20 protein-coding genes are annotated in these 22,950 nt (G+C 70.9%); 12 read left to right on the top strand and 8 right to left on the bottom strand.

Annotated elements, in window-relative coordinates; translation table 11 throughout:
* Positions 1-139: 139 nt before the first annotated feature.
* Both tsf and rpsB read right to left on the bottom strand, forming a co-directional pair.
* Complete coding sequence (tsf, locus tag ABQJ56_RS08235; RefSeq protein WP_367844522.1) at positions 140-1,018, bottom strand: translation elongation factor Ts; 879 nt, start codon at positions 1,016-1,018, stop codon at positions 140-142.
* 261 nt (positions 1,019-1,279) lie between these two features.
* Positions 1,280-2,155 (bottom strand): 30S ribosomal protein S2, encoded by an 876-nt coding sequence (rpsB, locus tag ABQJ56_RS08230; protein WP_367844521.1) that lies wholly within the window; start codon positions 2,153-2,155, stop codon positions 1,280-1,282.
* Between the two features lie 299 nt (positions 2,156-2,454).
* Here rpsB and map point away from each other — a divergent pair, with 299 nt between their 5' ends.
* Both map and glnD read left to right on the top strand, forming a co-directional pair.
* Positions 2,455-3,219, top strand: a complete 765-nt coding sequence (map, locus tag ABQJ56_RS08225) for a type I methionyl aminopeptidase (protein ID WP_367844520.1) — start codon at positions 2,455-2,457, stop codon at positions 3,217-3,219.
* A 148-nt stretch (positions 3,220-3,367) separates the two neighbouring features.
* Positions 3,368-5,998 (top strand): [protein-PII] uridylyltransferase, encoded by a 2,631-nt coding sequence (gene glnD, locus ABQJ56_RS08220; protein WP_367844519.1) that lies wholly within the window; start codon positions 3,368-3,370, stop codon positions 5,996-5,998.
* A gap of 42 nt (positions 5,999-6,040) precedes the next feature.
* Here the strand turns inward: glnD and ABQJ56_RS08215 are convergent, their stop codons facing one another.
* Positions 6,041-7,168 carry an HD-GYP domain-containing protein gene (locus ABQJ56_RS08215; protein ID WP_367844518.1) on the bottom strand — a complete coding sequence of 376 codons (1,128 nt, stop codon included), beginning with the start codon at positions 7,166-7,168 and terminating at the stop codon, positions 6,041-6,043.
* A 1-nt stretch (position 7,169) separates the two neighbouring features.
* Positions 7,170-10,361, bottom strand: a complete 3,192-nt coding sequence (locus ABQJ56_RS08210; RefSeq protein ID WP_367844517.1) for a ligand-binding sensor domain-containing diguanylate cyclase — start codon at positions 10,359-10,361, stop codon at positions 7,170-7,172.
* A 258-nt stretch (positions 10,362-10,619) separates the two neighbouring features.
* Between ABQJ56_RS08210 and ABQJ56_RS08205 the strand changes: the two genes are divergently transcribed.
* From ABQJ56_RS08205 to ABQJ56_RS08165, 9 genes are all read left to right on the top strand, one after another.
* Entirely contained in the window at positions 10,620-11,102 is a 483-nt protein-coding gene (locus ABQJ56_RS08205; protein WP_367844516.1) for a PepSY domain-containing protein, read from the top strand.
* A gap of 119 nt (positions 11,103-11,221) precedes the next feature.
* Positions 11,222-12,079, top strand: a complete 858-nt coding sequence (gene dapD / locus ABQJ56_RS08200) for a 2,3,4,5-tetrahydropyridine-2,6-dicarboxylate N-succinyltransferase (protein WP_367844635.1) — start codon at positions 11,222-11,224, stop codon at positions 12,077-12,079.
* Positions 12,076-12,432: a Spx/MgsR family RNA polymerase-binding regulatory protein gene (locus ABQJ56_RS08195; protein WP_367844515.1), complete on the top strand. Its 357-nt coding sequence runs from the start codon at positions 12,076-12,078 to the stop codon at positions 12,430-12,432. Before dapD ends, ABQJ56_RS08195 begins: the two co-directional genes overlap by 4 nt.
* Before the next feature lie 3 nt (positions 12,433-12,435).
* A complete protein-coding gene (locus tag ABQJ56_RS08190; RefSeq protein ID WP_367844514.1) occupies positions 12,436-12,933 on the top strand; it encodes a DUF2165 family protein in 498 nt (165 codons plus the stop codon).
* Between the two features lie 4 nt (positions 12,934-12,937).
* Entirely contained in the window at positions 12,938-14,002 is a 1,065-nt protein-coding gene (locus ABQJ56_RS08185; RefSeq protein ID WP_367844513.1) for a VIT1/CCC1 transporter family protein, read from the top strand.
* Between the two features lie 44 nt (positions 14,003-14,046).
* Positions 14,047-15,183, top strand: coding sequence for a succinyl-diaminopimelate desuccinylase (gene dapE / locus ABQJ56_RS08180; protein WP_367844512.1), 1,137 nt, complete (start codon positions 14,047-14,049; stop codon positions 15,181-15,183).
* Between the two features lie 23 nt (positions 15,184-15,206).
* Entirely contained in the window at positions 15,207-16,583 is a 1,377-nt protein-coding gene (locus ABQJ56_RS08175; RefSeq protein ID WP_367844511.1) for an MBL fold metallo-hydrolase, read from the top strand.
* Positions 16,584-16,598: 15 nt separating this feature from the next.
* Entirely contained in the window at positions 16,599-16,985 is a 387-nt protein-coding gene (locus ABQJ56_RS08170) for a DUF3224 domain-containing protein (RefSeq protein ID WP_367844510.1), read from the top strand.
* A gap of 105 nt (positions 16,986-17,090) precedes the next feature.
* The gene (locus ABQJ56_RS08165) at positions 17,091-17,771 is read left to right on the top strand and encodes a hypothetical protein (protein WP_367844509.1); all 681 of its coding nucleotides are present in this window, start codon (positions 17,091-17,093) and stop codon (positions 17,769-17,771) included.
* 19 nt (positions 17,772-17,790) lie between these two features.
* Here ABQJ56_RS08165 and ABQJ56_RS08160 read toward each other — a convergent pair whose 3' ends face one another.
* Together ABQJ56_RS08160 and ABQJ56_RS08155 are read right to left on the bottom strand one after the other, a co-directional pair.
* On the bottom strand, positions 17,791-20,199 hold the full coding sequence (locus ABQJ56_RS08160; protein ID WP_367844507.1) for a penicillin acylase family protein: 2,409 nt from the start codon (positions 20,197-20,199) through the stop codon (positions 17,791-17,793).
* A complete protein-coding gene (locus ABQJ56_RS08155) occupies positions 20,196-20,990 on the bottom strand; it encodes a phosphodiester glycosidase family protein (protein ID WP_367844506.1) in 795 nt (264 codons plus the stop codon). The genes ABQJ56_RS08160 and ABQJ56_RS08155 overlap by 4 nt, the downstream gene beginning before the upstream one ends.
* Before the next feature lie 105 nt (positions 20,991-21,095).
* Here ABQJ56_RS08155 and ABQJ56_RS08150 point away from each other — a divergent pair, with 105 nt between their 5' ends.
* Positions 21,096-21,584, top strand: coding sequence for an NUDIX hydrolase (locus ABQJ56_RS08150; RefSeq protein WP_367844505.1), 489 nt, complete (start codon positions 21,096-21,098; stop codon positions 21,582-21,584).
* Positions 21,585-21,631: 47 nt separating this feature from the next.
* Here ABQJ56_RS08150 and ABQJ56_RS08145 read toward each other — a convergent pair whose 3' ends face one another.
* Both ABQJ56_RS08145 and lplB read right to left on the bottom strand, forming a co-directional pair.
* Positions 21,632-22,408: a lipoate--protein ligase family protein gene (locus ABQJ56_RS08145; RefSeq protein WP_367844504.1), complete on the bottom strand. Its 777-nt coding sequence runs from the start codon at positions 22,406-22,408 to the stop codon at positions 21,632-21,634.
* Positions 22,405-22,695 carry a lipoate-protein ligase small subunit gene (gene lplB, locus ABQJ56_RS08140; RefSeq protein WP_367844503.1) on the bottom strand — a complete coding sequence of 97 codons (291 nt, stop codon included), beginning with the start codon at positions 22,693-22,695 and terminating at the stop codon, positions 22,405-22,407. Before lplB ends, ABQJ56_RS08145 begins: the two co-directional genes overlap by 4 nt.
* Positions 22,696-22,950: the final 255 nt, after the last annotated feature.

Raw genomic sequence — 22,950 nt, 5'->3', positions numbered from 1 at the left:
ATGTCCGCGGCTTTTTTGTGTTCGGCTGTTTGACAGCCCAGAGCAAGAGCGTTCGTGCCTGATGGTCAAAAAAGGGCTCCTGCCCTTTTTTGACTCGCCTGATTCGCAGGGCGAATCAGGCTCCGCTTCGCGCGCGCCCTCAGACCTGCATGGCCTTGGCGACTTCGGCCAGGTAGTCTTCCTGCACCTTCTCGATGCCTTCGCCCACGGCCAGGCGCACCACCGAGACCACGTCGGCGCCTTCCTTCTTCAGCGCGTCGCCCACGGTGACGTTGGTGTCCAGCACGTAGGGCTGGCCGACCAGGGTGACCTCGGAGACGATCTTGTTGATCTTGCCCGCGACGATCTTTTCCAGGATCTCGGCCGGCTTGGCCTTTTCCTTGTCCGACATGGCGGCCAGCGCGATGTCCTTTTCCTTGGCGATGAAGTCGGCGGGGACGTCCTCGGCCTTCACGTAGGGCGGATTCATCGCCGCCACATGCATGGCGATGCCCTTGGCCAGCTCCTCGGAGCCGCCCTTGACCGCCACCAGCACGCCGATGCGGCCGCCGTGGATGTAGCTGCCGATGGTGCCGTCGCTCTCGACGCGGGCGATGCGGCGCACTTCGATCTTCTCGCCGATGGTGGCGACCAGCGCCTTGGCGCCTTCCTCGACGCTGGCGGCGCCCGGGTAGGCGGCGGCCTTCAGCGCGTCGATGTCGGCGGCGCCGGACTTCAGGGCCACCTCGGCGACGGTGTCGCTGAACTTCACGAAGTCGGGGTTCTTGGTGACGAAGTCGGTTTCGCAGTTGACCTCGACCAGCACGGCCTTGCCGCCGGCCTGGGCGGCGACGATGCGGCCTTCGGCGGCCACGCGGCCGGCCTTCTTGTCGGCCTTGGCGAGGCCGGACTTGCGCAGCCACTCCATCGCGACCTCGATGTCGCCGTTGTTCTCGACCAGCGCCTTCTTGCATTCCATCATGCCGGCGCCGGAACGCTCACGCAGCTCCTTGACCTGTTGGGCGGAGATATTGCTCATCGGTATTCCTCGGATGCTTGTGGCGTCGTGGCGGGCCACGCCACGACGCCGGGATGGGCTTCGGAGTCCGGGTGGCAGAAGCCGCTCGGGCTGCAAAGCCCGCCCTGCGGTGCATATTCCCGCCGCTTCTTGGCCCATAGAACCACTATGGGCCGGCGAACCGGCGAAAATCTGCCCTCACAGGACGAGCTTTTCGCCTCGAACGTTTCTGCCGACCGGACTCCATGTCGCTGCGGCGGCGGTTGCCCGCCGCCGACCGGCTTACTTGGCGTCGCGCGGAGCGCGGGCGCCGTCGCGGCCGCCTTCACGGCGCGGGGCGCCATTGCCCTTGCGGGGAGCGGCATCGCGGCGCGGGGCGGACGGCTTGCGCTCGCTGCGCTCGGCCTTGGCGACCGGGTTGCCTTCCTCGTCCAGCTCGACGAACTCGTCGGCGTCGCCCTGGGCGGCGGTCGGCGCGGCGGCCTTGCCTTCCAGGATCGAGTCGGCGGCGGCGCGGGCGTACAGCTGGATCGCGCGGATCGCGTCGTCGTTGCCGGGGATCGCGTAGTCCACCAGCTCCGGGTTGTAGTTGGTGTCGACCACCGCGATCACCGGGATGCCGAGCTTCTTGGCTTCCTGCACGGCGATGTCCTCGTGGCCGATGTCGATCACGAACAGCGCGTCGGGCAGGCGGTTCATGTCCTTGATGCCGCCCAGCGAGGCCTGCAGCTTGTCGCGCTCGCGGCGGCGGGCCAGCACTTCGTGCTTGACCAGCTTCTCGAAGCTGCCGTCGGTCTCGGCCGCTTCCAGTTCCTTGAGCTTGGCCACCGACTGCTTCACGGTGCGGAAGTTGGTGAGCATGCCGCCCAGCCAGCGCGCGGTGACGAAGGGCATGCCGGCGCGGGCGGCCTCTTCGGCCAGCGCCTCGCGGGCGGAACGCTTGGTGCCCACGAACAGGATGGTGCCGCGCTTCTGCGCCAGGCCCGACAGGAAGTTCATCGCGTCGGTGAACAGCGGCAGGGTCTTCTCGAGGTTGATGATGTGGATCTTGCCGCGGGCGCCGAAGATGTACGGCGCCATCTTCGGATTCCAGTAACGGGTCTGGTGACCGAAATGCACGCCGGCTTCGAGCATCTCGCGCATGGTGACTTGAGCCATGGTGTAACTCCTTGCAGTGGGCCTTTTCAGGTGGCCCGGGGGTTGGGACCTCCACGCATCCCCGGCTTCGACCGCGGCAGCGAACGCTGCGCGCGGCACCCCGAAGAACGGTGCCGATGCGTGTGTGGCGTTGGTTTGGGCTTGTACCGCATGGCGGTTACAATCCCGTCTCGTTTTGCGCGGCGGCGGCGTCGATGACGACGGATGCAGCCTGCAAAACCGTGCAATTGTAGCCGGTACGCCGGCGACGCGGCAAGTCGCTGGATCTGCAGCGTTTGTGCCGCCATATAGGCGAGATCATGGCCATTACCCTGAAATCCCCCACGGACCTCGAAGGCATGCGCGTGGCCGGCCAGCTGGCCGCCGAAGTGCTCGCCATGCTCAAGGAGCACGTCAAACCCGGCGTCACCACCGAGGAACTGGACCGGCTGGCCTACGAGCACATCGTCAACGTGCAGAAGGCGGTGCCGGCCAACGTGGGCTACCACGGCTTCCCCAAGACGCTGTGCACCTCGGTCAACCACGTGATCTGCCACGGCATCCCCAGCCCCGGCAAGGTGCTCAAGGACGGCGACATCGTCAACCTCGACGTCACCGTCATCAAGGACGGCTGGCACGGCGACACCAGCCGCATGTACTTCGTGGGCACGCCTTCGGTGCTGGCGAAGCGGCTGGTGGAAACCACCCACGAGGCGATGATGCGCGGCATCCGCGCGGTGCGTCCCGGCGCCACCCTGGGCGACGTGGGCCACGCGATCCAGCAGCACGCCGAGGCGGCGGGCTTCAGCGTGGTGCGCGAGTACTGCGGCCACGGCATCGGCAAGGTCTACCACGACGAGCCGCAGGTGCTGCACTACGGCAAGCCCGGCACCGGCGTGGAACTGAAGGAAGGCATGACCTTCACCGTCGAGCCGATGGTCAACGCCGGCAAGCCGCAGACCAAGCAGCTGCCCGACGGCTGGACCGTGGTCACCAAGGACCATTCGCTCTCGGCCCAGTGGGAACACACCATCGCGGTCACCGCCGGCGGCTTCGAGATCCTCACGCCCTGGCCGGATGCCTGAAGAGCCGGGATTCGGCAGGCCATGCGACGCGGGTCGGGATTCATCCCGGCCTTCCCGGGAGTCGGGCCGAAGCCCGACCCGCCGGTGACGTGAATCCACAGCCGCGTGGCAGACTGGTGGTCCTTCTCCGTCGTCCCGAATCCCGCCGATGAGCGTCGTGCTCCCCCCCTTGCCGCGCCTGCCGCCGGCCGTGCCGCGTTCGGGCGTGTCCGCCGACGCGCGGCGCGCGTTGCGGCAGTTGCTGGGCGACGTTGACCGGGCGCTGGCCACCGCATTCCGCCACGGCGCCGACGCCAGCGCGCTGGCGCGGCGTCGCGGCGAGGTGGTGGCGCGCATCGTGGTGCATGTATGGACGGCCTGCCTGGGCGAGGTGACGGGCGCGGCGCTGTTCGCGGTGGGCGGCTTCGGCCGCGGCCTGCTGTTTCCGCATTCGGACGTGGACCTGCTGGTGCTGGCGGAACGCCCCGAGCCGGCGCGCCTGCGCGCGCTGGAACAATGCTTTGCCACGCTGTGGGACGTGGGCCTCAAGGTGGGCCACGCGGTGCGCGAACCGGCGCAGTGCCGCGCGCTGGCCGCCGCGGACGCCAGCGTGTTCACCAGCCTGCTCGATGCGCGCCGGCTGGCCGGCGACCCGGCCATGGATGCAGCGCTGCGCGCCATCGTGGACGATCCGGCGCTGTGGCCGCCGCGCGACTACCTCGCCGCGCGGCTGGCCGAGCGCGATGCGCGCCATGCGCGCCACAACGACACCGCGAGCAATCTCGAACCCAACCTCAAGGACGGCCCGGGCGGCCTGCGCACGCTGGATTCGCTGCGCTGGCTGGGACGCCGGCTGGCGCATGCCGGCGGCTTCGAGGCGATGCAGGAGGCCGGCCTGCTCGATCCCGCCGAGCGGGCCAGCCTGTGCGATGCCGAAACCACGCTGCGTCGCTACCGCTGGGCGTTGCACCTGGAGGCTGGACGGCCGGAGGAACGCCTGCTGTTCGACTACCAGCGTGCGCTGGCGGCGCGGCTGGGCTTCGAGGACGAGCACGAGAAGAACCTCGGCGTCGAGCAGTTCATGCAGGGCTATTACCGCGCGGCCAGCCAGGTCGAGCGGCTGGGCGTGCAGATCGCCGAGCGCTTCGTCGAACTGCTGGAACCGCCGGGCGAGGCGAAGCCGGTGGGCGAGGACTTCGTGCGCCACGGCACGCGGCTGTCGGCGCGCGATCCCGGGCTGTTCGCGCGACGGCCGGCGGCGCTGGTGGAAATCTTCATCGCACGGCTGGACGAACCGGACCTGATCGGCTTCAGCGCCGACACCATGCGCCGCATCCACCAGGCCACCGCGCAGCACGACGGCGCGCTGGCCGACGATCCCGCGGTGCTGGCGGCCTTCCTGCGCCTGCTCAGGCGCGGCGCGCCGGCGGTGGATGCGCTGTGGCGGATGAACCGCCACGGCCTGCTCGCCGCGATCCTGCCCGCGTTCGGCAAGGTGTTCGGGCGCATGCAGTACGACCTGTTCCATGTCTATACCGTGGACGAGCACACGCTGCGCGTGCTGCGCCAGATGGCGCGCTTCGCCGATCCGGAGGCGCGAAGTGAATTCCCCGTCGCCTGCGACATCTGGGCCAGCCTGGGCCAGCCGGAGCTGATGCTGCTGGCCGGCCTGTTCCACGACATCGCCAAGGGGCGCGGCGGCGATCATTCCGTGCTGGGCGAGGACGACGCGCGTGCGTTCTGCGCCAGGCTGGGCCTGCCCGCGGCCGACGGTGAACGCGTGGCGTGGCTGGTGCGCTGGCATCTGCTGATGAGCACCACCGCGCAGCGCCAGGACATCACCGACCCCGACGTGGTGCGCCGTTTCGCCGATGCCGTGGGCGACCGCGAGCGGCTGGGGCGGCTCTACCTGCTCACCGTGGCCGACATCATCGGTACCAGCCCGAAGCTGTGGAACGGCTGGAAGGACCGCCTGCTGGCCGATCTCTACGCCGCCACCCGCCAGACGCTGCGCAGCGACACGCGGCCCGGGCACGATGCCGCGGCGCGCATCGACGCCTGTCGCGCGCAGGCGCTGATCCTGCTGCAGGACGAGGGCATCGCCGCCGAGGTGGCCGAGCGCACGTGGGACACGTTCCCCGCATCCAGCTTCCTGCGCCATCGCCCCGAGCAGATCGCGTGGCAGACCGCGGCGATCGTGCGCGCGGACGGCGCATGGCCGCTGGTCGCCGTGCATCCGCTGTCGGTGCGCGGCAGCACCGAGCTGTTCGTCTGCACGCCCGACCGCGACGGCCTGTTCGCCAGCGTCACCGCGATGCTGGACCGGCTGCACTTCTCGGTGGTGGAGGCGCGCATCCTCGGCTCCAGCGCCGGCATGGTCATGGACACCTTCCTGCTGCTGGAGGCGGACGGCCAGCAGCCGGCCAGCGCGGAGCGCGCCGAGGAGCTGCGTGCACGCATGCAGCGCGCGCTGGCGCAGGGCGGCCAGATCCTGCCGCCACGGCGCAGCATGTCGCGCCAGCTGAAGCACTTCCAGATGCCGCCGCGCATCGACTTCCGTCAGGTCGACGGGCGCACCCGCATGGCGCTGGTGTGCAGCGACCGCCCCGGCCTGCTCGCCGCGGTGGCGCAGGTGCTGGTGGCCTGCGCGGTGCGCGTGCACGATGCCCGCATCGCCACCTTCGGCGAGCGCGTGGAGGACTTCTTCCAGCTCACCGATCGCCACGATGCGCCGCTGGGCGAGAGGCAGCAGCAGCGGCTGCTGCAGGCGCTGCTGGTGAGGCTGGGGCAGCGGGCCTAGTCGCGCGCCACGAAGCGCATCCGCCGGCGGGATGGCGAGGCGTCAGTCCGTGGCATCGCTGCCCCACAGGGTTTCCATGCCGACCTCGATGCCCAGTGCCGGCAGGTCCACCACCTCGGCGATGGCATGCGCTTCCACGTCGCCGCGCCGCCGGATCGGCGAGCGCAGGCGCAGGCCGTCGTGCGTGGTGAGCGAGGCCACGATCGGCTGGTGGCCGGCGGGCCGGCGCTGGACCACCACGGCGAGCGAGCCGTTGCGCAGGCGCACGCCGCTGCCGGGCGGGTAGATGCCCAGCGTCTTGATGAACACCCTGGCCAGGTTTTCGTCCAGCGCCGCGCCTTCGTTGAGGAACAGCCAGCGCAGTGCCTGCGTCGGTTGCAGCGGCGAGCGGTAGCCCCGGCCGGTGATGCGCGCGCAATAGACGTCCGCCAGCGCCAGCAGGCGCGCCGGCCGGCCGATCTCCTCGTTGCGCTTGCCGGCGGGATAGCCGCTGCCGTCGGCGCGCTCGTGGTGGTCGCGCACGGCGTCCAGCCAGCCGGCGCAGTCGACGCCGAGTCCGCGCAGGCGCGCCACGCCGAGCTGGCAATGCCCGCGCACCGCTGCCTGCTGCGCATCGGACAGCGGGCCTTCGCAGGCGAGCAGTGCGTCGTGCAGGGCGGACATGCCGATGTTCATCGTCAGCGCGGCGGCGACGGTGGCCGCCAGCTCGCCGGCGTCGAACGCCAGCGCCGCGCCGGTGAGCTGGCAGGCGATCGCCGCATTCACCGCGTGGCGGCTGCTGTGGGAACCCTCGCTGCACAGCAGGATGCTGGCCAGCGCCAGGTCGGGGTTGGTGCGGCAGGCCTCGCGCACCTGCGTGGCGATGTCCGCCAGCGCGGCCGGGAAATCCGCCGGCGCCGGGTCGGCCAGCAGGGCCTGCAGCTGCCGGCGTGCGCCCAGCAGCCGGGCCAGCGGCGACGGCGTCGGTACTGGCACCAGGGGCGGCAACGGGCCGCGGCATTCCTCCTCGGAGCCGTAGAACAGCCCGTGCTGCAACAGCATCGCCCGTTGCGCCTCGCTGCCGATCACCTGGCCCAGGCACAGCAGCAGGTTGCCCCGGGCGTCGTAGGCGTTGAAGCGCATCGGCAGGCCGATGGTCAGTTCCACCGCGTCGATCGGACGCCGCGGCATGTCAGGCCTCCACCGGTTCCGCGCGGGCCCAGGAGGCCAGCACGGGCAACGGGCCCGGTTCGGACACGCGATCCAGCGTCTTGCGCAGGGCATCGAGCGTGTTGCCTGCGGGCGGCGACGCCATCGGTGCCACGCCCGCCCAGGCGTTGCGGCCGCGGCGCTTGGCCGCGTACAGGCATTCGTCGGCGATGTTCACCACCTGCTCCCAGTGCAGCCGATCCGGTTCGCTGGCGAAGAACGGGTAGCTGGCGAAGCCGATCGAGCAGCTGAGGTGCAGGTGCTGGCCGTCGCCCAGGTCGAAGCGATGGGTGGCCACCGCCGCGCGGATGCGCTCGGCGAATTGCGGGCCGGCGCCGGGTGGCGCGAACCGGGCCACGATCAGGAACTCCTCGCCACCCCTGCGCACGGGTGTGTCGGATTCGCGGGTGACCGACAGCAGCACGTCGCGGAACTGCAGCAGCACGCGGTCGCCGGTGGCGTGGCCGTAGCTGTCGTTGATCTCCTTGAAGTGGTCGATGTCCACCATCAGGAACAGCAACTGCGCCTCGCGGCCGTGATCGCGGGAGTGCCGGCGCGCGGCTGCCAGGTCGTGCTCGATGTGCTCGTTGAGGTAGCGGCGGTTCTTCAGGCCGGTGAGCGGGTCGGTGATGGTCTGCTGGGCGAGCGCGTGGTTGGCCCGTTGCAGTGCCTGGTTGGCCTGCGCCAGCTCGGCGGTGCGCTGCGCCACCAGCGTGGCCAGCGCGCGGTTGCGCCGGCGCAATGCCGTCGAGCGCCAGCGCATGAGCAGGTTCAGCGCCAGCACGCCGGAGGCGATCCACAGCAGCCAGGCCCATGCCGTGCGGTACCACGGCGGCAGGATGCGGAAGCCGAACGTGGCCTCCCGGCCCTGCTGGCCGTATACGTTGCGCGCACGCACATGCAGGCGATAGCGGCCTTCGGGCAGGTTGGTGTAGTCGCGGTAGGCGCCGGCGCTCCAGGATGACCAGCCGCGGTCCAGGCCCTCCAGCCACACCTGGTAGCGGGTGGCATCGAAGTGGCCGTAGCTGGGCAGGGCGAATTCGAAACGCATCGCGTTCTGCGCGTAGGGGATCTTCGGCGCATCCGCCGTGGCGGGGTTGTGGGCAAACAGCACGCGGCCGTCCTGTCCGGACGCCATGCGCAGCAGCGTGTGCAGTTGCGTGTCCTGCGGCACCGCGTGGTCGGGGCGGTAACGGAACAGGCCCTTGTCGCCGCCGATCCAGACGGTGCCGTCGGCGTCGTCCAGGAACGCCGACATGTCGATGCCGGCCAGTGGCTGCAGCGGCGTGGCCGTCCATCGCCAGCCCTTGTCGCCGCGCACGGCGCGGCCGGTCTCCTTCGAGCCGCTGCCGTCGGCGACGGCATTCATCCACAGCTCGCCGCGGCGATCCTGGTGCAGCTCGTCGACCTCCTGCGAACCGCCGGGGAACAGGCCGGTGAACGCGGGGTCGGGCGAGAAGCGGCCGCTGGCTTCGTCGAAGCGGTAGATGCCGTGCGCGGTGATGAAGCGCAGCTGGCCGTCGATCGTGGCCAGGTCGCTTTGTTCCATCGGCAGGCCCGAGCCGGCGCCGAAGCGCTCGACCTTGACGGCGCGCGCGTCACGCGGCCCCTGCCAGTCCGCCGGCAGGCCCAGGCGGATCACGCCGCCGATCCACAGGCTCAGCCAGAGATGGCCGGCGGCATCCTGCCGGATGGTGCGCACTTCCTGCCGCACCCCGGCGATGCGGCCTTCGTCGATCCACTGCCCGCCCACCCGGCGCAACGTGCCGATGCCGTCCCCGTAGCCCACGAACACGCGGGAGGGGTCGCGTGTGGAACGCCGCAGCGCGAGCGCCGGGCTGGAATGTGCGGTCTGGCGGTTGCCGGACAGTTGCCGGAACGAGTTGCCGGCGCCGGCGAACACGCCGTCGCTGCTGGCGACCAGCAGCTGGTCGTCGACTTCCGCAAAGCCCCAGATCTGCCCCGGCACCTGTTGCACCGGTTCGAAATGGGCATCGGTGCCGCTCGCCAGGCGGTACAGCCCCTCGGCGGTGCCGGCGTAGAGCACGCCGGCGTGGCGCTGCAGCGCCAGCACGCCCCCTGGCAGCCCGCTGCGTTCGCCGTAATGGGTCAGCGGCGAGCCGACGTCGATGCGACTGATGCCGTTGCCGGCGGCGATCCACAGGCCGCCTTCGCGATCCTGGAACTGGGCCAGCATCATGTTGGTGGTCAGGCCGCTGCTGCGCGTCAGCGTGCGCAGCAGGTGGCCCTCGGCGTCGAGCAGGAACAGGCCGCCGCGCAGCGTGCCCGCGGCGAGCCGGCCGTCGGCCAGCCAGATGGCGTTGTACAGCTGGTCTTTCCGGATCGCCGCGTCGGCCTCGTTGGCCCAGGGTTGGAACGCACTGCCGTGGCGGATGAACCAGCCTTGCGTGCGCGTGCCCACCAGCAGATCCCCGGGCCGCGCGCCCGGCCCACGCCAGGGCAGCAGCGCGTAGATCTTCTCGTCGGCGAAGCGGCCGCCGCCGGGCGACAGTTCCAGCCGTTCGCCGTCCAGTTGCATCAGGCCCAGGCCGGTCTCGCGGATGTACAGCGTGCCGTCGACCAGGAAACTGAGGTGGAAGGAGGTCTTCGGCTTCCATACCTCCATCGCGCCGTTGCGGTAGCGGAACAGCCGCGTCGTGGTGGCGAAGAACACGCCGTCGGCCGCGGGATGGATCGACCACACGTCGGCGAAATCGCGCTCGGAGGGCGGGATCTTGTCCAGCAGCGAGACGAAGGACAGCCGGCCGGAGGCGTCCGGCTTCAGGTAGCCCAGGTTGCCCACCGTGCCCACGTAGATGCGGCCATCCGCACCCAGCGCCAGCGAGCGCACCGCGGCCCGGTTGGGCACCGGGATGCGCTGCCAGCGCGCGCCATCGAAGGCCAGCACGGTGCCTTCGACGTTGCCCACGTAGATCACCCCCTGCCGGTCCTGCGCCAGCGACCAGTTCTGCGCGGCGGCGCCGTAGCTGCTGGGATCGAAGTTGCGGATGGACGGCAGGCCCGCTTCGTTCGGCGCCGTCGCTGCGGCGTTGGCGAAGGCAGGCGCGGCTATTGCCAGACCGGCCAGCAGGCAGCACGCTGCGAGTGCCCATGCGCGGGCGAGGCACCGGCGGCGTTGCGTCTGCTTGTCTACGGCCGGGACCCTCTGGTTCATCGCACGCTCTGGGCTGGCCGGTCATCGCAACCAGCATGGGGCTGGCCAGCAAGAACCCTGCCGTGACCGGTATCGGCGGAAGGCGGCAAAGCTTTAGCGGCACGGGGCGCGATCGCGGTGGGCGATCCGGCGGGTGTGTACGGTCGAGCGGGCTGGCCGGTCCGCTTGCCGCGACGCTGACCCGGTTGGGCCACGAGGCTTCCCGCCCATGCTGCAATCTGATTGAATGCAACCTATTCTCATCCGTGAGCGGTTTGCATGTCCCTGTCCCATCGTTTCCTCAAGGCTTGCCGCCAGGTGCATCTGTACCTGGGCGTGTTCACTGCGCCGGCGTTGCTGTTCTTCGCGATCACCGGAGGCCTGCAGAGCTTCGGCCTGCACGAGACGACGCGCGGCAGCAGCTACGTGCCGCCGAGGTGGCTGGTGGTGGCGGCGCAGCTGCACAAGAAGCAGACCATGGAGGTGCCGGTGCACAAGCTGCGGCCACCTGCCGACCCGGCGGCGGTGCGGGCGGCGCATGCGGCGCCCGTTCCGGCGGCGCGCCCGGCCGGCGAGGCCGCCGTGGCACGGGGGAGGAATCCGGTGCCGCTGAAGTTCTTCGCCGCGCTGGTGGCGCTGGCGCTGGCCTTGTCGACCCTCAGCGGCCTGTACATGGCCTGGCGCTACACGCGCCATGCGGGGCGCGTCGTCGCCGTCTTCCTCGCCGGCATCGCCGTGCCGGCCCTGCTCGCGCTGGTCTAGCCGGCGGTGCGCATGCGCCATCCACTCGCGCTCCGTGCAGGCAGCGCCGGGCGCAGGTCGGCGGCTTCGCGGGCGCGGCGGTTTCCCCGTGCGGCCGGGGCAGGCACAATGGCAGGGTTATCCATCGACGATTTGGACGTCCATTTGCCATGCAAAGCATCGAATCCCTGATCGACGACGCCTTCGAGCGCCGCGCCGAGCTGACCCAGGCCGAGGTCGAGACCCATCTGCGCCCCGCGCTGGGCCAGGTGCTCGACCTGCTCGAATCCGGCGAGCGCCGCGTGGCCGAGCCGGACGGGCAGGGCGGCTGGCAGGTCAACCAGTGGCTGAAGAAGGCGGTGCTGCTGTACTTCCGCATCAACGGCAACCGCGTGGTCGACGGCGGCCCGGCGCTGGCCTTCGACAAGGTGCCGCTGCGTTTCGCCCCCGGCAACGACGCCGAGCTGCAAGGCCTGGGCGCCCGCGTGGTGCCCGGCGCGCTGGTGCGGCGGGGCGCGCACATCGCGAAGGACGCGGTGCTGATGCCGAGCTACGTCAACATCGGCGCCCACGTGGGCGCCGGCAGCATGGTCGATACCTGGGCCACGGTCGGCTCCTGCGCGCAGATCGGCGCGGGCGTGCACCTCTCCGGCGGCGTGGGCATCGGCGGCGTGCTGGAACCGCTGCAGGCCAATCCGACCATCATCGAGGACCATTGCTTCATCGGCGCGCGTTCGGAAGTGGTCGAGGGCGTGGTGGTGGAACGCGGCAGCGTGATCGGCATGGGCGTGTTCCTCGGCCAGTCCACCCGCATCTACAACCGCGCCACCGGCGAGATCAGCTACGGCCGTGTGCCCGCCGGCAGCGTGGTGGTGGCCGGCAGCCTGCCCGCGAAGGACGGCTCGCACAGCCTGTACGCGGCGATCATCGTGAAGCAGGTGGACGAGAAGACGCGCGGCAAGACCTCGATCAACGAACTGCTGCGGAGCGGCGAATGAGCACCACGATCTACGGCCTCACCACCTGCGACACCTGCCGCAAGGCGCGCAACTGGCTGGACCGCTTCGCGGTGCCGTACACCTTCGTGGACTACCGCACGAACCCGGTGCCGGCGGCCACGCTGAAGGCCTGGGCACAGCAGCTCGGCGGCTGGGAAGCGCTGGTCAACAAGTCCTCCACCACCTGGCGCAACCTGCTGCCGCAGCGGAAGAACCCCGGCAGCGATCCGGAGTGGACCTTGCTGCTGAAGGAATACCCCGCGTTGATCCGCCGCCCGGTGGTGCTGCAGGAAGAAGGCAGCGTCAGCGTGGGCTTCAGCGACAACGGCTTCAAGAAACTGTTCGGGCGCTGACGGATGATCGTGCGCCTGTGCAAGATCGCGGTGCTGGCGGTGGTCGCGCTGTGGATCGCGCTGGTCGCCTTCGGCAACCTGACCGACTACGGCAGCAACTGGCCGTTCGTGCAGCACGTGCTGGCGATGGACACGATCTTCCCCGGCGCGCACATCCGCTACCGCGCGATCCAGTCGCCGCTGCTGCAGCATGCGGCCTACGCGTTGATCATTGCGGTCGAGACGCTGGTCGCCGTGCTGTGCTGGCTGGGCACGTGGCGGCTGTGGCGCGCGCGGCGGGGCGCGGCCGCCACGTTCCAGCGCGCCAAGCGCATCGCCGTGCTGGGCCTCGCCACCGGCGTGCTGCTGTGGCTGGGCGGTTTCGTGGCGATCGGCGGCGAGTGGTTCGGCATGTGGATGTCCGGCCAGTGGAACGGCATCGAGAGTGCGTTCCGCTTCGCCATCGTGCTGCTGGCGATGCTGCTGTGGCTGGGCCAGCGCGACGACGAGATGGACGGCTGAACCCATGCCCGACCATCGCGTCCGCCGCTACCGCATCAACCTGCGCATCGAGCGCGACAACGCCGCGCTGTACGCGCGGCTGGCCGAACTGGCCGACGACGCGCGGCTGGCGCGCGCCTACCGGCGCATCGCCGAAGGCGAACAGGTCAACGCCGCCTTCTGGGAGTCGCGCCTGCGCGAGGCCGGCGCCGCCGTGCCGCCGCCGCGCAGCGGCCTGCGCGTGCGCGCGCTGGGCTGGTTCGCGCGGGCCTTCGGCACCGAATTCGTGATGCCCACCGTGGTGCGGCTGGAACATGCCGACCATGCCGAGACGCCGGTGGACCGCAGCGGCCATCGCGACCATTTCGTGCCGCTGCATGCGCGTGTCGCGCGCGGCCACAACCACCGCGCGCAGAGCGGCAACACGCTGCGTGCCGCCGTGCTGGGCGCCAACGACGGCCTGGTCTCCAACGTCTCGCTGGTGATGGGCATGGCCGGCGCCGCCGCGAACGACCGCGCCGTGCTGCTGGCGGGCCTGGCCGGGCTGGTCGCCGGCGCCTGCTCGATGGCGCTGGGCGAATGGCTCAGCGTGAACAGCTCGCGCGAGTTCTACCAGGCGCAGATCACCGAGCGCGCGGAGCGTCTCGCGGTGGCGCCGGAGGACGGCGTGCGCCACATCGCCGGCATCTATCGCGGGAAGGGGCTGGGCCGCGCCGAGGCCAAGCACCTGGCCGAACATCTCACCGAGACGCCGCGCGCCGCGCTGGACACCGTGGTGCGCGAGGATCTGGGCGTCGATCCCGACGAGCTGGGTGGCTCGGCGTGGGGCGCGGCGCTGTCCTCGTTCTGCCTGTTCGCGTTCGGCGCGGCGTTCCCGGTGGCGCCGTACCTGTTCCTGCACGGCCATGCCGCGCTGCTTGGCAGCGCCGTCGCCGCCGCGGCGGGACTGGCGCTGATCGGCACCGGCACCTCGCTGTTCACCGGGCGCGGCATGCTGTTCTCGATCGCGCGGCAGTTCGCGATCACCGTGGCCGCGGCGGCGGTCACCTGGGGCGTGGGACACCTGCTGGGCGCGGTGATCGCCGGTTAGGGACAGCTTGCTATGCTCCGATTCCCCAAGCGGTGGCCTGCGCCATGTCCGACGTCCTCGATCTCGCCTGCGAACTGATCCGCCGCCGCTCGGTGACGCCGGACGATGCGGGCTGCCAGGCGCTGCTGGCCGAACGCCTGCAGCGCGTGGGCTTCCGCATCGAGCACCTGCGTCACGGCGAGGTGGACAACCTGTGGGCCGTGCATGGCGACGGCGGGCCCACGCTGGCCTTCCTCGGCCATACCGACGTGGTGCCCAGCGGGCCGGAAGCGGCGTGGCGCAGCCCGCCATTCACGCCGACCCTGGAGGATGGGCGCCTGTACGGCCGTGGCGCCGCCGACATGAAAGGCTCGGTAGCGGCGATGGCGGTGGCGCTGGGGCGCTTCGTCGCGGCGCGTCCGCAGCACGCCGGCCGCGTGGCGCTGCTGCTCACCAGCGACGAGGAAGGCCCGACCAACCTCGACGGCGTGCGCAAGGTGGCCGAAGGCTTCCGTGCGCGCGGCGAGCGCATCGATTGGTGCGTGGTGGGCGAGCCGTCGGCGAAGGAACGACTGGGCGACCTGATCCGCGTGGGCCGGCGCGGCTCGCTCTCCGGCACGCTCGTCGTGCGCGGCGTGCAGGGGCACGTGGCCTACCCGGAGAAGGCGCTGAACCCGATCCACGCCTTCGCCCCCGCGCTGGCGGAACTCGCCGCCGAACGCTGGGACGAAGGCAATGCGGACTTCCCGCCCACCTCGTTCCAGGTCTCCAACCTCAACGCGGGCACCGGCGCGAACAACGTGATCCCGGGCGAACTCGTCGCACTGGTCAACTTCCGCTACTGCACCGCGAGCCGCGCCGGGGACCTGCGCGCGCGCACCGAGGCGATCCTCGCGCGGCACGGCCTGGACTACGCGCTGGACTGGAACCTCTCCGGCGAGCCCTTCCTCACGCCACCGGGCGGCCGGCTGCGCGAAACCGTGGTGGCCGTGTGCCGCGCGCTGTGCGGCACGGAACCCGAGCAGAGCACCGGCGGCGGCACGTCGGACGGCCGCTTCATCGCGCCGCTGGGCACCGAGGTGGTGGAGCTGGGGCCGGTCAATGCCAGCATCCACAAGGTGGACGAGTGCGTGGACGTGGCCGAACTGGAACGCCTGCCGGCTTTGTACGAAGCGATCTGCGAGCGGATGCTGGCGGTCTGACAACGCAATACATCGGAGGCGGCATGCATATCGAATTCCACGGCGCGGCAGGCGGCGAGGTCACCGGCTCCTGCCATCTCGTCGAGGCCGCCGGCAAGCGCATCCTGTTCGACTGCGGCATGGTGCGGGGCAGCCGCGACGCGGAGGCGCGCAACGCCGAGCCGTTCGCGTTCGATCCCGCTTCCATCGGCGCGCTGGTGGTCAGCCATGCGCACATCGACCACATCGGTCGCGTGCCGCTGCTGGTCAAGCGCGGCTTCAAGGGGCCGATCTGGGCGCAGGCGGCCACCTGCGACCTGTTCCCGGTCATGCTGCTCGATGCCGCTTCGCTGTCCGGGCACAACGCCGAGTTCGGGAACCGCAGGCTCGCGCCGGGCCAGCCGGAAGTCGAGCCGCTCTACACGGCTGCCGATGTCGCCGCCGCGCAACGGCAGTTGCATCCGCTGGCTTACGAGACCGACGCGGAAATCCTGCCCGGCGTGACGCTGCGCCTGGACGAGGCGGGACACATCCTCGGCTCGGCGATGCTGGAGTTGCGCGCGGACGGCCGCTCGATGCTGTTCACCGGCGATGTCGGCATGCGCGGCACGCCGATCCTGCGCGATCCCGCGCCGCCGCCGCGCACCGAGCTGATCCTGATGGAGTCCACCTACGGCGACCGCAACCACAAGGACCGCGCCGCCACCGTGGCCGAGCTGGGGCAGATACTCGCCGCGGCGCGCGCCGACGGCGGCAACGTGGTGATTCCCGCGTTCGCGGTGGGGCGCAGCCAGGAGCTCCTGTACTGGTTCGCCGAGCACTTCGAGGACTGGAACCTCGCGCATTGGACGATCTTCCTCGACAGCCCGATGGCGGCCAAGGTGATGGCGGTCTACGACCATCATGAGGAATTGTTCGACGCCGAGGCGGCAAAGGTCTGGCAGGGGCGCATCAAGCCGTTCAAGCTGCCGAACCTGCGCGTCAGCGCGAGCGTGGACGACAGCAAGGCGATCAACCGCATCCACGGCGGCGCCATCATCATCGCCGGTTCGGGCATGGCCAACGGCGGGCGCGTGCGCCATCACCTGGCGAACAACCTGGCCCACGCGCGCAACCACGTGGTCTTCGTGGGCTACCAGGCCGCCGGCACGCTGGGCCGGCTGCTGGTGAACCGCATGCCGCGCGTGCGCCTGTTCGGCGAGGACATCCCGGTGCGCGCGCATGTCCACACCGTGGGCGGCCTCTCCGCGCATGCCGACCAGCAGGCCCTGCTGGATTGGTACGGCGCCAGCCCCAACCATCCGCCGGTGGCGCTGGCGCATGGCGAGAATCCGGCGCGGGAAGCCCTGGCGGCGGTGTTGAAGCAACGCTACGGCGTCGAGGTGGCGTTGTCGCAGCCGGGCATGCAGCTCGAAGTCTGAAAAGGAGACGCATCCATGCAGGCCAACGGTACGTTCACGGTGAAACTGGATCCGCAATCGCCCGCATCCGCCGAAAGCAGGCTGGGGCGCATGAGCATCGACAAGCAATTCTGCGGCGATCTCGACGCGCACAGCCTCGGCGAGATGCTGGCGTACCGCGGCGCGGCAGACGGCTCGGCCGGCTACGTGGCAATGGAGCGCGTGGTCGGTGCGCTGCATGGCCGGCACGGCGCATTCGTGCTGCAGCACTCGGGCACGATGGACCGCGGCGCGTCCACGCTGGTGGTGAGCGTGGTGCCGGACTCGGGCACCGACGAACTGGCCGGGCTCGCCGGCACGCTGGCGATCCACATCGACGCGCAGGGCGGGCACTCGTACACCTTCGAGTATTCGCTGCGCTGACGCAGCCAGCGCGGCGATCCGGCGTCGGCATGTAACGCCAACCCCTCCTGCGGCGAAAGGACAGAGTGATTCCCCACCTCGCTCCGTCCAAAGGAAGCCATGCCCATGCACACCCCCCATCCTCGTCGCAGGAAGCTCCTGCTTGCCATCCTGTTTTCCGCGACCGTGGCGGCGACCCTGTCTGCCGCCGCGGCGGGTCGACCGATCCACGTCCGCGGGACGATCACCCAGGTGGCTGCCAGCGGATTCACCGTGCAGACCGGCGACGGTCCGCGGACCATCGCCATCACCGACGGCACGCGCATCGCCGGCGTGGTCCCGACCTCGCTCGGCGAGATCAGGCCGGGATCGTTCATCGGTTCGGCCAATGTGCCGAATGGCAACACCGCACGCGCGCTGGAGGTGGTGGTGTTTCCGCCGGCGATGAAGGGAATGGGGCTGGGCGATTACCCCTGGGACTTGCCGGCCAGGGGCGGCCGGATGTCGACCGCGATGACCAACGGCAACGTCATGCAGGTGAGCCGCGGGCCCGCCCCGCCATCGGCGATGACGAACGGTACGGTGAAGGCCGTGACCGGCCAGGGGGATGTCAGGATGGTGGTCGATTACGGCAAGGGCGAAAAAACGATCGAGGTGCCGGCGGGCGTGCCGGTGGTGACGTTCAAGCCGGCCGACCGGCGTGCTCTTGTCGTGGGGGCGCATGTCTTCGTGGCCGGGCAGCCGGGTGAACCGGTGGCGGCCGACGTGGTGACTGTCGGCCTGGATGGCGCCGTGCCCCCCATGTGATGCGCCGGCCCGGCCGACCTTACGGCACCGGCTCCAGCACCAGCGTGTGCCGTGCGGGGCCGGGCAGCAGCGGGGTGGGGCGGCCGTGCACCCAGTCCTCGTGGCCGGCGCCGTAGTACGGCGACAGCGGGTTGTCGCTCTGGCCGCCGGGCATTTCCAGCACGCCTTGCGCCTCGTGGCCGGGCGACACGTCGAAGCGCTCGGAGGCGCCGAAGCCGGGGCGCGCCACGCGCGGCATGTCGTCGTCGCCGGGCAGTTCGTCGTCCGGCATGTCGAGGAAGTGCGCCACGAAGCCGGGCAGGGCGCGGGACAACGGGTGGCCGATGCCGGCGTGGTTGATCTCGCCCCAGCGGCGCGCGGCGAGGCCGCCCGGTTGCCTGCCCAGCGTGTCGGTCACCCGGCGCGCGGCGGCCAGCAGCAGCGCATGCCAGTCCGGGTAGCGCGGATCGAGCAGGTTCATCGGTTGCCGCTGCACCAGCATCCACACCGCGGCCTCCGGATCGCCGAGGCCGGGCCAGGCGAAGTCGGGGTACTTCGCCTTGACGCGCGTGGCGAACGGCGCCAGCACGGCGTCGTGCACGGCGTTGCGGAACGCGCGCACCAGCCGGTAGTCCACGCTGTCCGGATCGGCGCGGTTGCGCCAGCTGGCGGTGAGCTCGCGCAGCTGGCGCAGCGCCGGGTCCCGCGTGCCGGCCAGGGTGTCCTGCAGCAGGCGCTGCCAGCGGCCGAGGAACACGGCACGGTCGTCCAGCTGGATGTCGAGCAGGTTGCCGGGCGTGAAGTCCGCATGCGCGAACAGGTCGTCGCGGATCTGCTGCGCGCGTGCGCCGAGGTCGTGGCCGCCATGGCCGAGCAAGGCCAGGGCATCGCCGCCCACCACACGGTTGTTCGCGGTCCACAGCCGGCCATCGGCGGGATCGAGCACGCGTGGATACTGCGTGGGCGCGGCCCAGCCGGTCCAGCCGCTGCCGGGCCGCGACCAGTCGGCGGGCAGCAGGGCGTCGGCGTCGCCGCGCAGCGGGACCCCGTTGCCGGCGATGGTCCAGCCGACGTGGCCGGCGCCGTCGGCCACCAGCAGGTTCTGCGGCGGCATGCCGAACGTGGGCGCGAGGTCCAGCGCCGCCGCGGCGCTGGCAGTGCGTTCCAGCCGGATCAGGGCGAGGTTGTAGCTGCGTGGCTCCTGCGCGATCCACGCCAGTGCCAGCGGCGTGCCGTCGGTGTCCTGCGCCAGGATCGGGCCCCAGCGCGTGTCCGTCACCTTCAGCACATGCGGCGCCGCGCCCTTCACGCGGATGACCTCGTCGCGCGTCTGCAGCGTGGCCCAGCCACCGGGCACCTTGTAGCGGGACGGATCGTGCGGATCGCGGATGACACGCACCCAGTCCATCCAGTCGCCGTAGCTGTTGGTGAAGCCCCAGGCGATCTGGCCGTTGGAGCCCACCACGACTGCCGGCGTGCCGGGCAGGCTCACTCCGGTCACGTCGCGCTCGCCGCCCGGGGCGCCGGGGTCGGGGTAGCGCAGGCGGGTGCGGAACCAGATGTCCGGCACGCGCAGCGCCAGGTGCATGTCGTTCGCCAGCATCGCCGCACTGGTGCCGGTGAGCTTGCCGGCTACCGCGAAGCTGTTGCTGCCGGGGCGGCGGTCGTCATGGCCGGGCGCCAGCGCGGCGGCGAGATCGGCGACGGGTTTCGCCGCGGGCAGGCGGCGCAGGTCGAACACGCCGGCGTCGGGCGGCACCGGCTGCGGCGACAGCGGCCCGGCCAGCGGCGCCTCCCAGGTGGGGTCGGGCGCGAGCAGGAAATCCACCAGCGGACCGGGCAGCGCCGCCCGCATCTCGGCGATGCGCAGCTCACGCGTGTTGCGGCCGTCGTGGTTGAGGTCGAGGTACATCGCCGCGATCACCAGCAGCGTGTCCTCCGCACGCCATGGCTGCGGCTTCGTGTGCAGCAGCAGGTAGGCCCAGGGGCGCACGCGCAGCGCGGCGAGGCCGGCGTTGACGCCGTCGCGGTAGCGCCCGAGTTCCTGCTGCTGCGCCGGCGGCAGTCGCGCATACGCGGCCGCGGCCACCGCACGCAGGCGATGGCGGCGATGGTCGAGATCGGCAGGCAGCGCCGCCGGCCCGATCAGTTCGGCCAGCTCGCCGGCGGCGTCGCGACGCGCCAGGTCCATCTCGAAATAGCGTTCCTGCGCGTGCACATAGCCCAGCGCGTAGTCGAGGTCGCCACGGTTCTTGCCGGCAAGCGTGACCGTGCCCAGCGCGTCGCGCTGTATCGTGACGGGGGCGACGACGCCGCGGGTGCGCACCTGGCCATCAAGCCGGGCACGACTGCCGGCGAGCAGGTACCAGCCGGCGCCGAAGCCGGCCAGCAGCAGGATGGCCACGACGGCCAGCAGGCCCTGCCACCAGCGCGGGCGGCGCGCCTTCATTGCGGCACGAACACCGCGAAGATGCCCGCGTAGGGCTTGACCAGGAAGGCCGGTGCGCCGGCGTAGCCTTCGCCGTTGACGAAGACCTGCGAGATGCTGCCGTCCAGGTACAGCGCGTCGCGGCAGCCCAGCTTGTCGCGGAACAGCCGCGCGAAGCCGTGGAAGTTCACCGGCACCTCGCTCACCGCGAACACCACTTCGGTGGGCGTCTTCGCGCACACGCCGCTGCGCCATTTCAGGCTGCCCGAGTCATCCACGAAGCGGGGGTTGAGCTGGCCGTCGATGACCAGCATCGGGCCCGACTGGGTGGCCCAGCGCACCGGCTTGCCGTCGGCCTTGAACGCGGCGCTGCTGCGCACCGCGGCATGGCCGTCGGGATAGATCGCGAACACGCCGTTCGGCAGCAGCGAGAAGTTGCCCGAGGCAGGGTTGCCGTGCGCCATGTTCAGCGGCACCAGGGTCTTGCCGTTCTCCACGTACAGGCCCAGCGGCGCGTTCCGGCGGTCGTAGATGCCCGCGTTGGTGGCGAACAGCAGGCGCTGGCCACGCGCTTCGCCCCATTGCTGCAGCGTCTCGATGTCGCCGTAGGCCTCGTCGCTGGCCGGGTCGCGCCAGTGCAGGCTGAGCGGCTCGTGCTTCAGGTCCAGCGTCACCACCCGGTAGTTCTGGCCATCGAAGCTCAGCTCGCGGCTCACTGGCGCCCGTGCCGACGCGCCGCAGCCGGCCAGCAGCAGCAACACGGGCAGCCAGAGTCGGCGGCGGACACGGGCCGGGAAGCAAGGGCGGGACATCATGCGCATCCGCCGATGGTCGCCGCCCGGTGCGGGTCGACGCAAGTCCGCGGCGGGGGCACGGCCGGCGCCGCTACAATCGACGCTTTCCGCGGCCGTTTCGCCATGCCTTACACCCCCATCGTCGCCACGCTCGGCTACGTGCTCTCGCCCGACCGCACGCAGGTGCTGATGATCCATCGCAACGCGCGCCCGGACGACCAGCACCTCGGCAAGTACAACGGCCTTGGCGGCAAGATGGAGCCGGGCGAGGACATCGCCGCCTGCATGCGTCGCGAGATCCGCGAGGAGGCCGGCATCGAATGCCGGTCGATGCAGTTGCGCGGCACGCTGAACTGGCCCGGCTTCGGCAAGCAGGGCGAAGACTGGCTGGGCTTCATCTTCCTGATCGACCGCTACGAAGGCACGCCGTTGACGCGCAACCCCGAAGGCACGCTGGAATGGGTGGAACGCGACCGGCTGATGGAACTGCCGATGTGGGAAGGCGACCGCCACTTCCTGCCACTGGTGTTCGACGCGGATCCGCGCCCGTTCCACGGCGTGATGCCGTACCGGGACGGGCGCATGCAGTCGTGGTCGTGCACGCGGCTGTAGGCCCAGCCCTTTTCGCGTAGCGGGAGCGGCGGGAGGAAAGCGGCGCGTCAGGGCACGTCGGCGATCCAGGCGCCGGTGCCGAACTTGTCCTCCACCAGCGCCTGCGCCAGCGCCAGTTCGCTCTCGCGCATGTGGTCGTCGGCGAGGCCGTGCAGGCGGCGGAACGTGGCAAGCATGCGCTCGACGATGGCCGCGCGCGGCAGGCCGGTCTGGCTGCGCAGCGGATCGACGCGCTTGGCCGCGCTGGCCGTGCCCTTGCCGGAGAGTTTCTCGCGGCCGATGCGCAGCACGGCCAGCATCTTCGCCGCGTCGATGTCGTAGGCCATGGTGACGTGGTGCAACAGCGCGCCGCCGCGGCGGGTCTGCGCGGCGCCGCCGATCTTGCCCGCGGCGGAGGTGATGTCGTTGAGCGGCTGGTACCAGGCTTCGATGCCCAGTTCGCGCAACGCCTCCAGCACCCACGAATCCATCAGCGCGTAGGACTCCTGGAAGCTCAGGCCCTCGACCATCGACAGCGGCGCGTAGATCGAATAGGTGATGGTGTTGCCCGGCTCGATGAACATCGCGCCGCCGCCGGAGATGCGCCGCACCACCTCGATGCCATGGTGCTGCGCGGCAGCGCCGTCCACCTCGTTGCGCAGCGACTGGAAGCGGCCGATCACCACCGCCGGCGCGGCCCATTCCCACAGCCGCAGCGTGGGCGGACGGCGGCCCTCGGCGACTTCCGCCAGCAAGGCTTCGTCCAGCGCCATGTGCAGCAGCGGCGCCTGCGGCGCGGCGTGGATCAGCTGCCAGTCGTGGTCGCGCCAGTCGCTGCGGCTCATGCGGGCGCTCCTTCCTGCAGCGCACGCCGCAGCGCGACGACGATGGCCGCGCTGGAGATGCCGTACATCGTGGTGCCTGCAGGCAGGGCGGCGTCGATGGCGGCGGCGAGCCTGGCGTCATCGGCGTCGACAGGCTGGCCTTCCAGCGCGGCGTTGATGGCCTGCAGCGCCGTGTCCGGTTCGAGGAAGAAGTCGCCGCTCAGTCGCACGCCGGTGAAGCGGCCGTCGCGCGGCGCGAGGTCGGCCACTACCAGCTTGCCGCCGGGCATCTTGTATTCGCCGTGCATCGCCTGAGGGTCCGTGTCGTCCGTGCGGGAACGGGCGGGACGGCAAGTCTAGCGCCGTGGCGTGGGGCAGATGCTGATCGGCGGCAAGCGGGGCCCGTATCGGCTGCCGACAGGCTAGCGGTCCCGTTCGCCTGTCGGCACTCCAGGCCGGCTTGCCACCCGGATACCGGTCAAACGCCGTCGCTCACAACGACACCATCGGGTGGTGGGTAGGGGCGGTGCGTCACCGGCGGCGCAGGGAGTGCACGCCGCGTG

It is taken from the genome of Rhodanobacter geophilus, from assembly GCF_040812275.1.
Taxonomy (GTDB): domain Bacteria; phylum Pseudomonadota; class Gammaproteobacteria; order Xanthomonadales; family Rhodanobacteraceae; genus Rhodanobacter_A; species Rhodanobacter_A geophilus.
The sequence above is the reverse complement of the archived record's forward strand: the minus strand, read 5'-3'. Positions and strand labels throughout refer to the sequence as shown.

What these genes read in the sequence shown, in the direction of transcription:
- ABQJ56_RS08145 (WP_367844504.1), bottom strand. Translation starts at nt 22,408, where the DNA reads ATGAGCCGCAGCGACTGGCGCGACCACGACTGGCAGCTGATCCACGCC.
- dapE (WP_367844512.1), top strand. Translation starts at nt 14,047, where the DNA reads ATGTCCGACGTCCTCGATCTCGCCTGCGAACTGATCCGCCGCCGCTCG.
- tsf (WP_367844522.1), bottom strand. Translation starts at nt 1,018, where the DNA reads ATGAGCAATATCTCCGCCCAACAGGTCAAGGAGCTGCGTGAGCGTTCC.
- ABQJ56_RS08155 (WP_367844506.1), bottom strand. Translation starts at nt 20,990, where the DNA reads ATGTCCCGCCCTTGCTTCCCGGCCCGTGTCCGCCGCCGACTCTGGCTG.
- ABQJ56_RS08160 (WP_367844507.1), bottom strand. Translation starts at nt 20,199, where the DNA reads ATGAAGGCGCGCCGCCCGCGCTGGTGGCAGGGCCTGCTGGCCGTCGTG.
- ABQJ56_RS08210 (WP_367844517.1), bottom strand. Translation starts at nt 10,361, where the DNA reads ATGAACCAGAGGGTCCCGGCCGTAGACAAGCAGACGCAACGCCGCCGG.
- ABQJ56_RS08170 (WP_367844510.1), top strand. Translation starts at nt 16,599, where the DNA reads ATGCAGGCCAACGGTACGTTCACGGTGAAACTGGATCCGCAATCGCCC.
- ABQJ56_RS08165 (WP_367844509.1), top strand. Translation starts at nt 17,091, where the DNA reads ATGCACACCCCCCATCCTCGTCGCAGGAAGCTCCTGCTTGCCATCCTG.
- ABQJ56_RS08150 (WP_367844505.1), top strand. Translation starts at nt 21,096, where the DNA reads ATGCCTTACACCCCCATCGTCGCCACGCTCGGCTACGTGCTCTCGCCC.
- rpsB (WP_367844521.1), bottom strand. Translation starts at nt 2,155, where the DNA reads ATGGCTCAAGTCACCATGCGCGAGATGCTCGAAGCCGGCGTGCATTTC.
- glnD (WP_367844519.1), top strand. Translation starts at nt 3,368, where the DNA reads ATGAGCGTCGTGCTCCCCCCCTTGCCGCGCCTGCCGCCGGCCGTGCCG.
- lplB (WP_367844503.1), bottom strand. Translation starts at nt 22,695, where the DNA reads ATGCACGGCGAATACAAGATGCCCGGCGGCAAGCTGGTAGTGGCCGAC.
- ABQJ56_RS08215 (WP_367844518.1), bottom strand. Translation starts at nt 7,168, where the DNA reads ATGCCGCGGCGTCCGATCGACGCGGTGGAACTGACCATCGGCCTGCCG.
- ABQJ56_RS08190 (WP_367844514.1), top strand. Translation starts at nt 12,436, where the DNA reads ATGATCGTGCGCCTGTGCAAGATCGCGGTGCTGGCGGTGGTCGCGCTG.
- ABQJ56_RS08175 (WP_367844511.1), top strand. Translation starts at nt 15,207, where the DNA reads ATGCATATCGAATTCCACGGCGCGGCAGGCGGCGAGGTCACCGGCTCC.
- ABQJ56_RS08195 (WP_367844515.1), top strand. Translation starts at nt 12,076, where the DNA reads ATGAGCACCACGATCTACGGCCTCACCACCTGCGACACCTGCCGCAAG.
- map (WP_367844520.1), top strand. Translation starts at nt 2,455, where the DNA reads ATGGCCATTACCCTGAAATCCCCCACGGACCTCGAAGGCATGCGCGTG.
- ABQJ56_RS08185 (WP_367844513.1), top strand. Translation starts at nt 12,938, where the DNA reads ATGCCCGACCATCGCGTCCGCCGCTACCGCATCAACCTGCGCATCGAG.
- ABQJ56_RS08205 (WP_367844516.1), top strand. Translation starts at nt 10,620, where the DNA reads ATGTCCCTGTCCCATCGTTTCCTCAAGGCTTGCCGCCAGGTGCATCTG.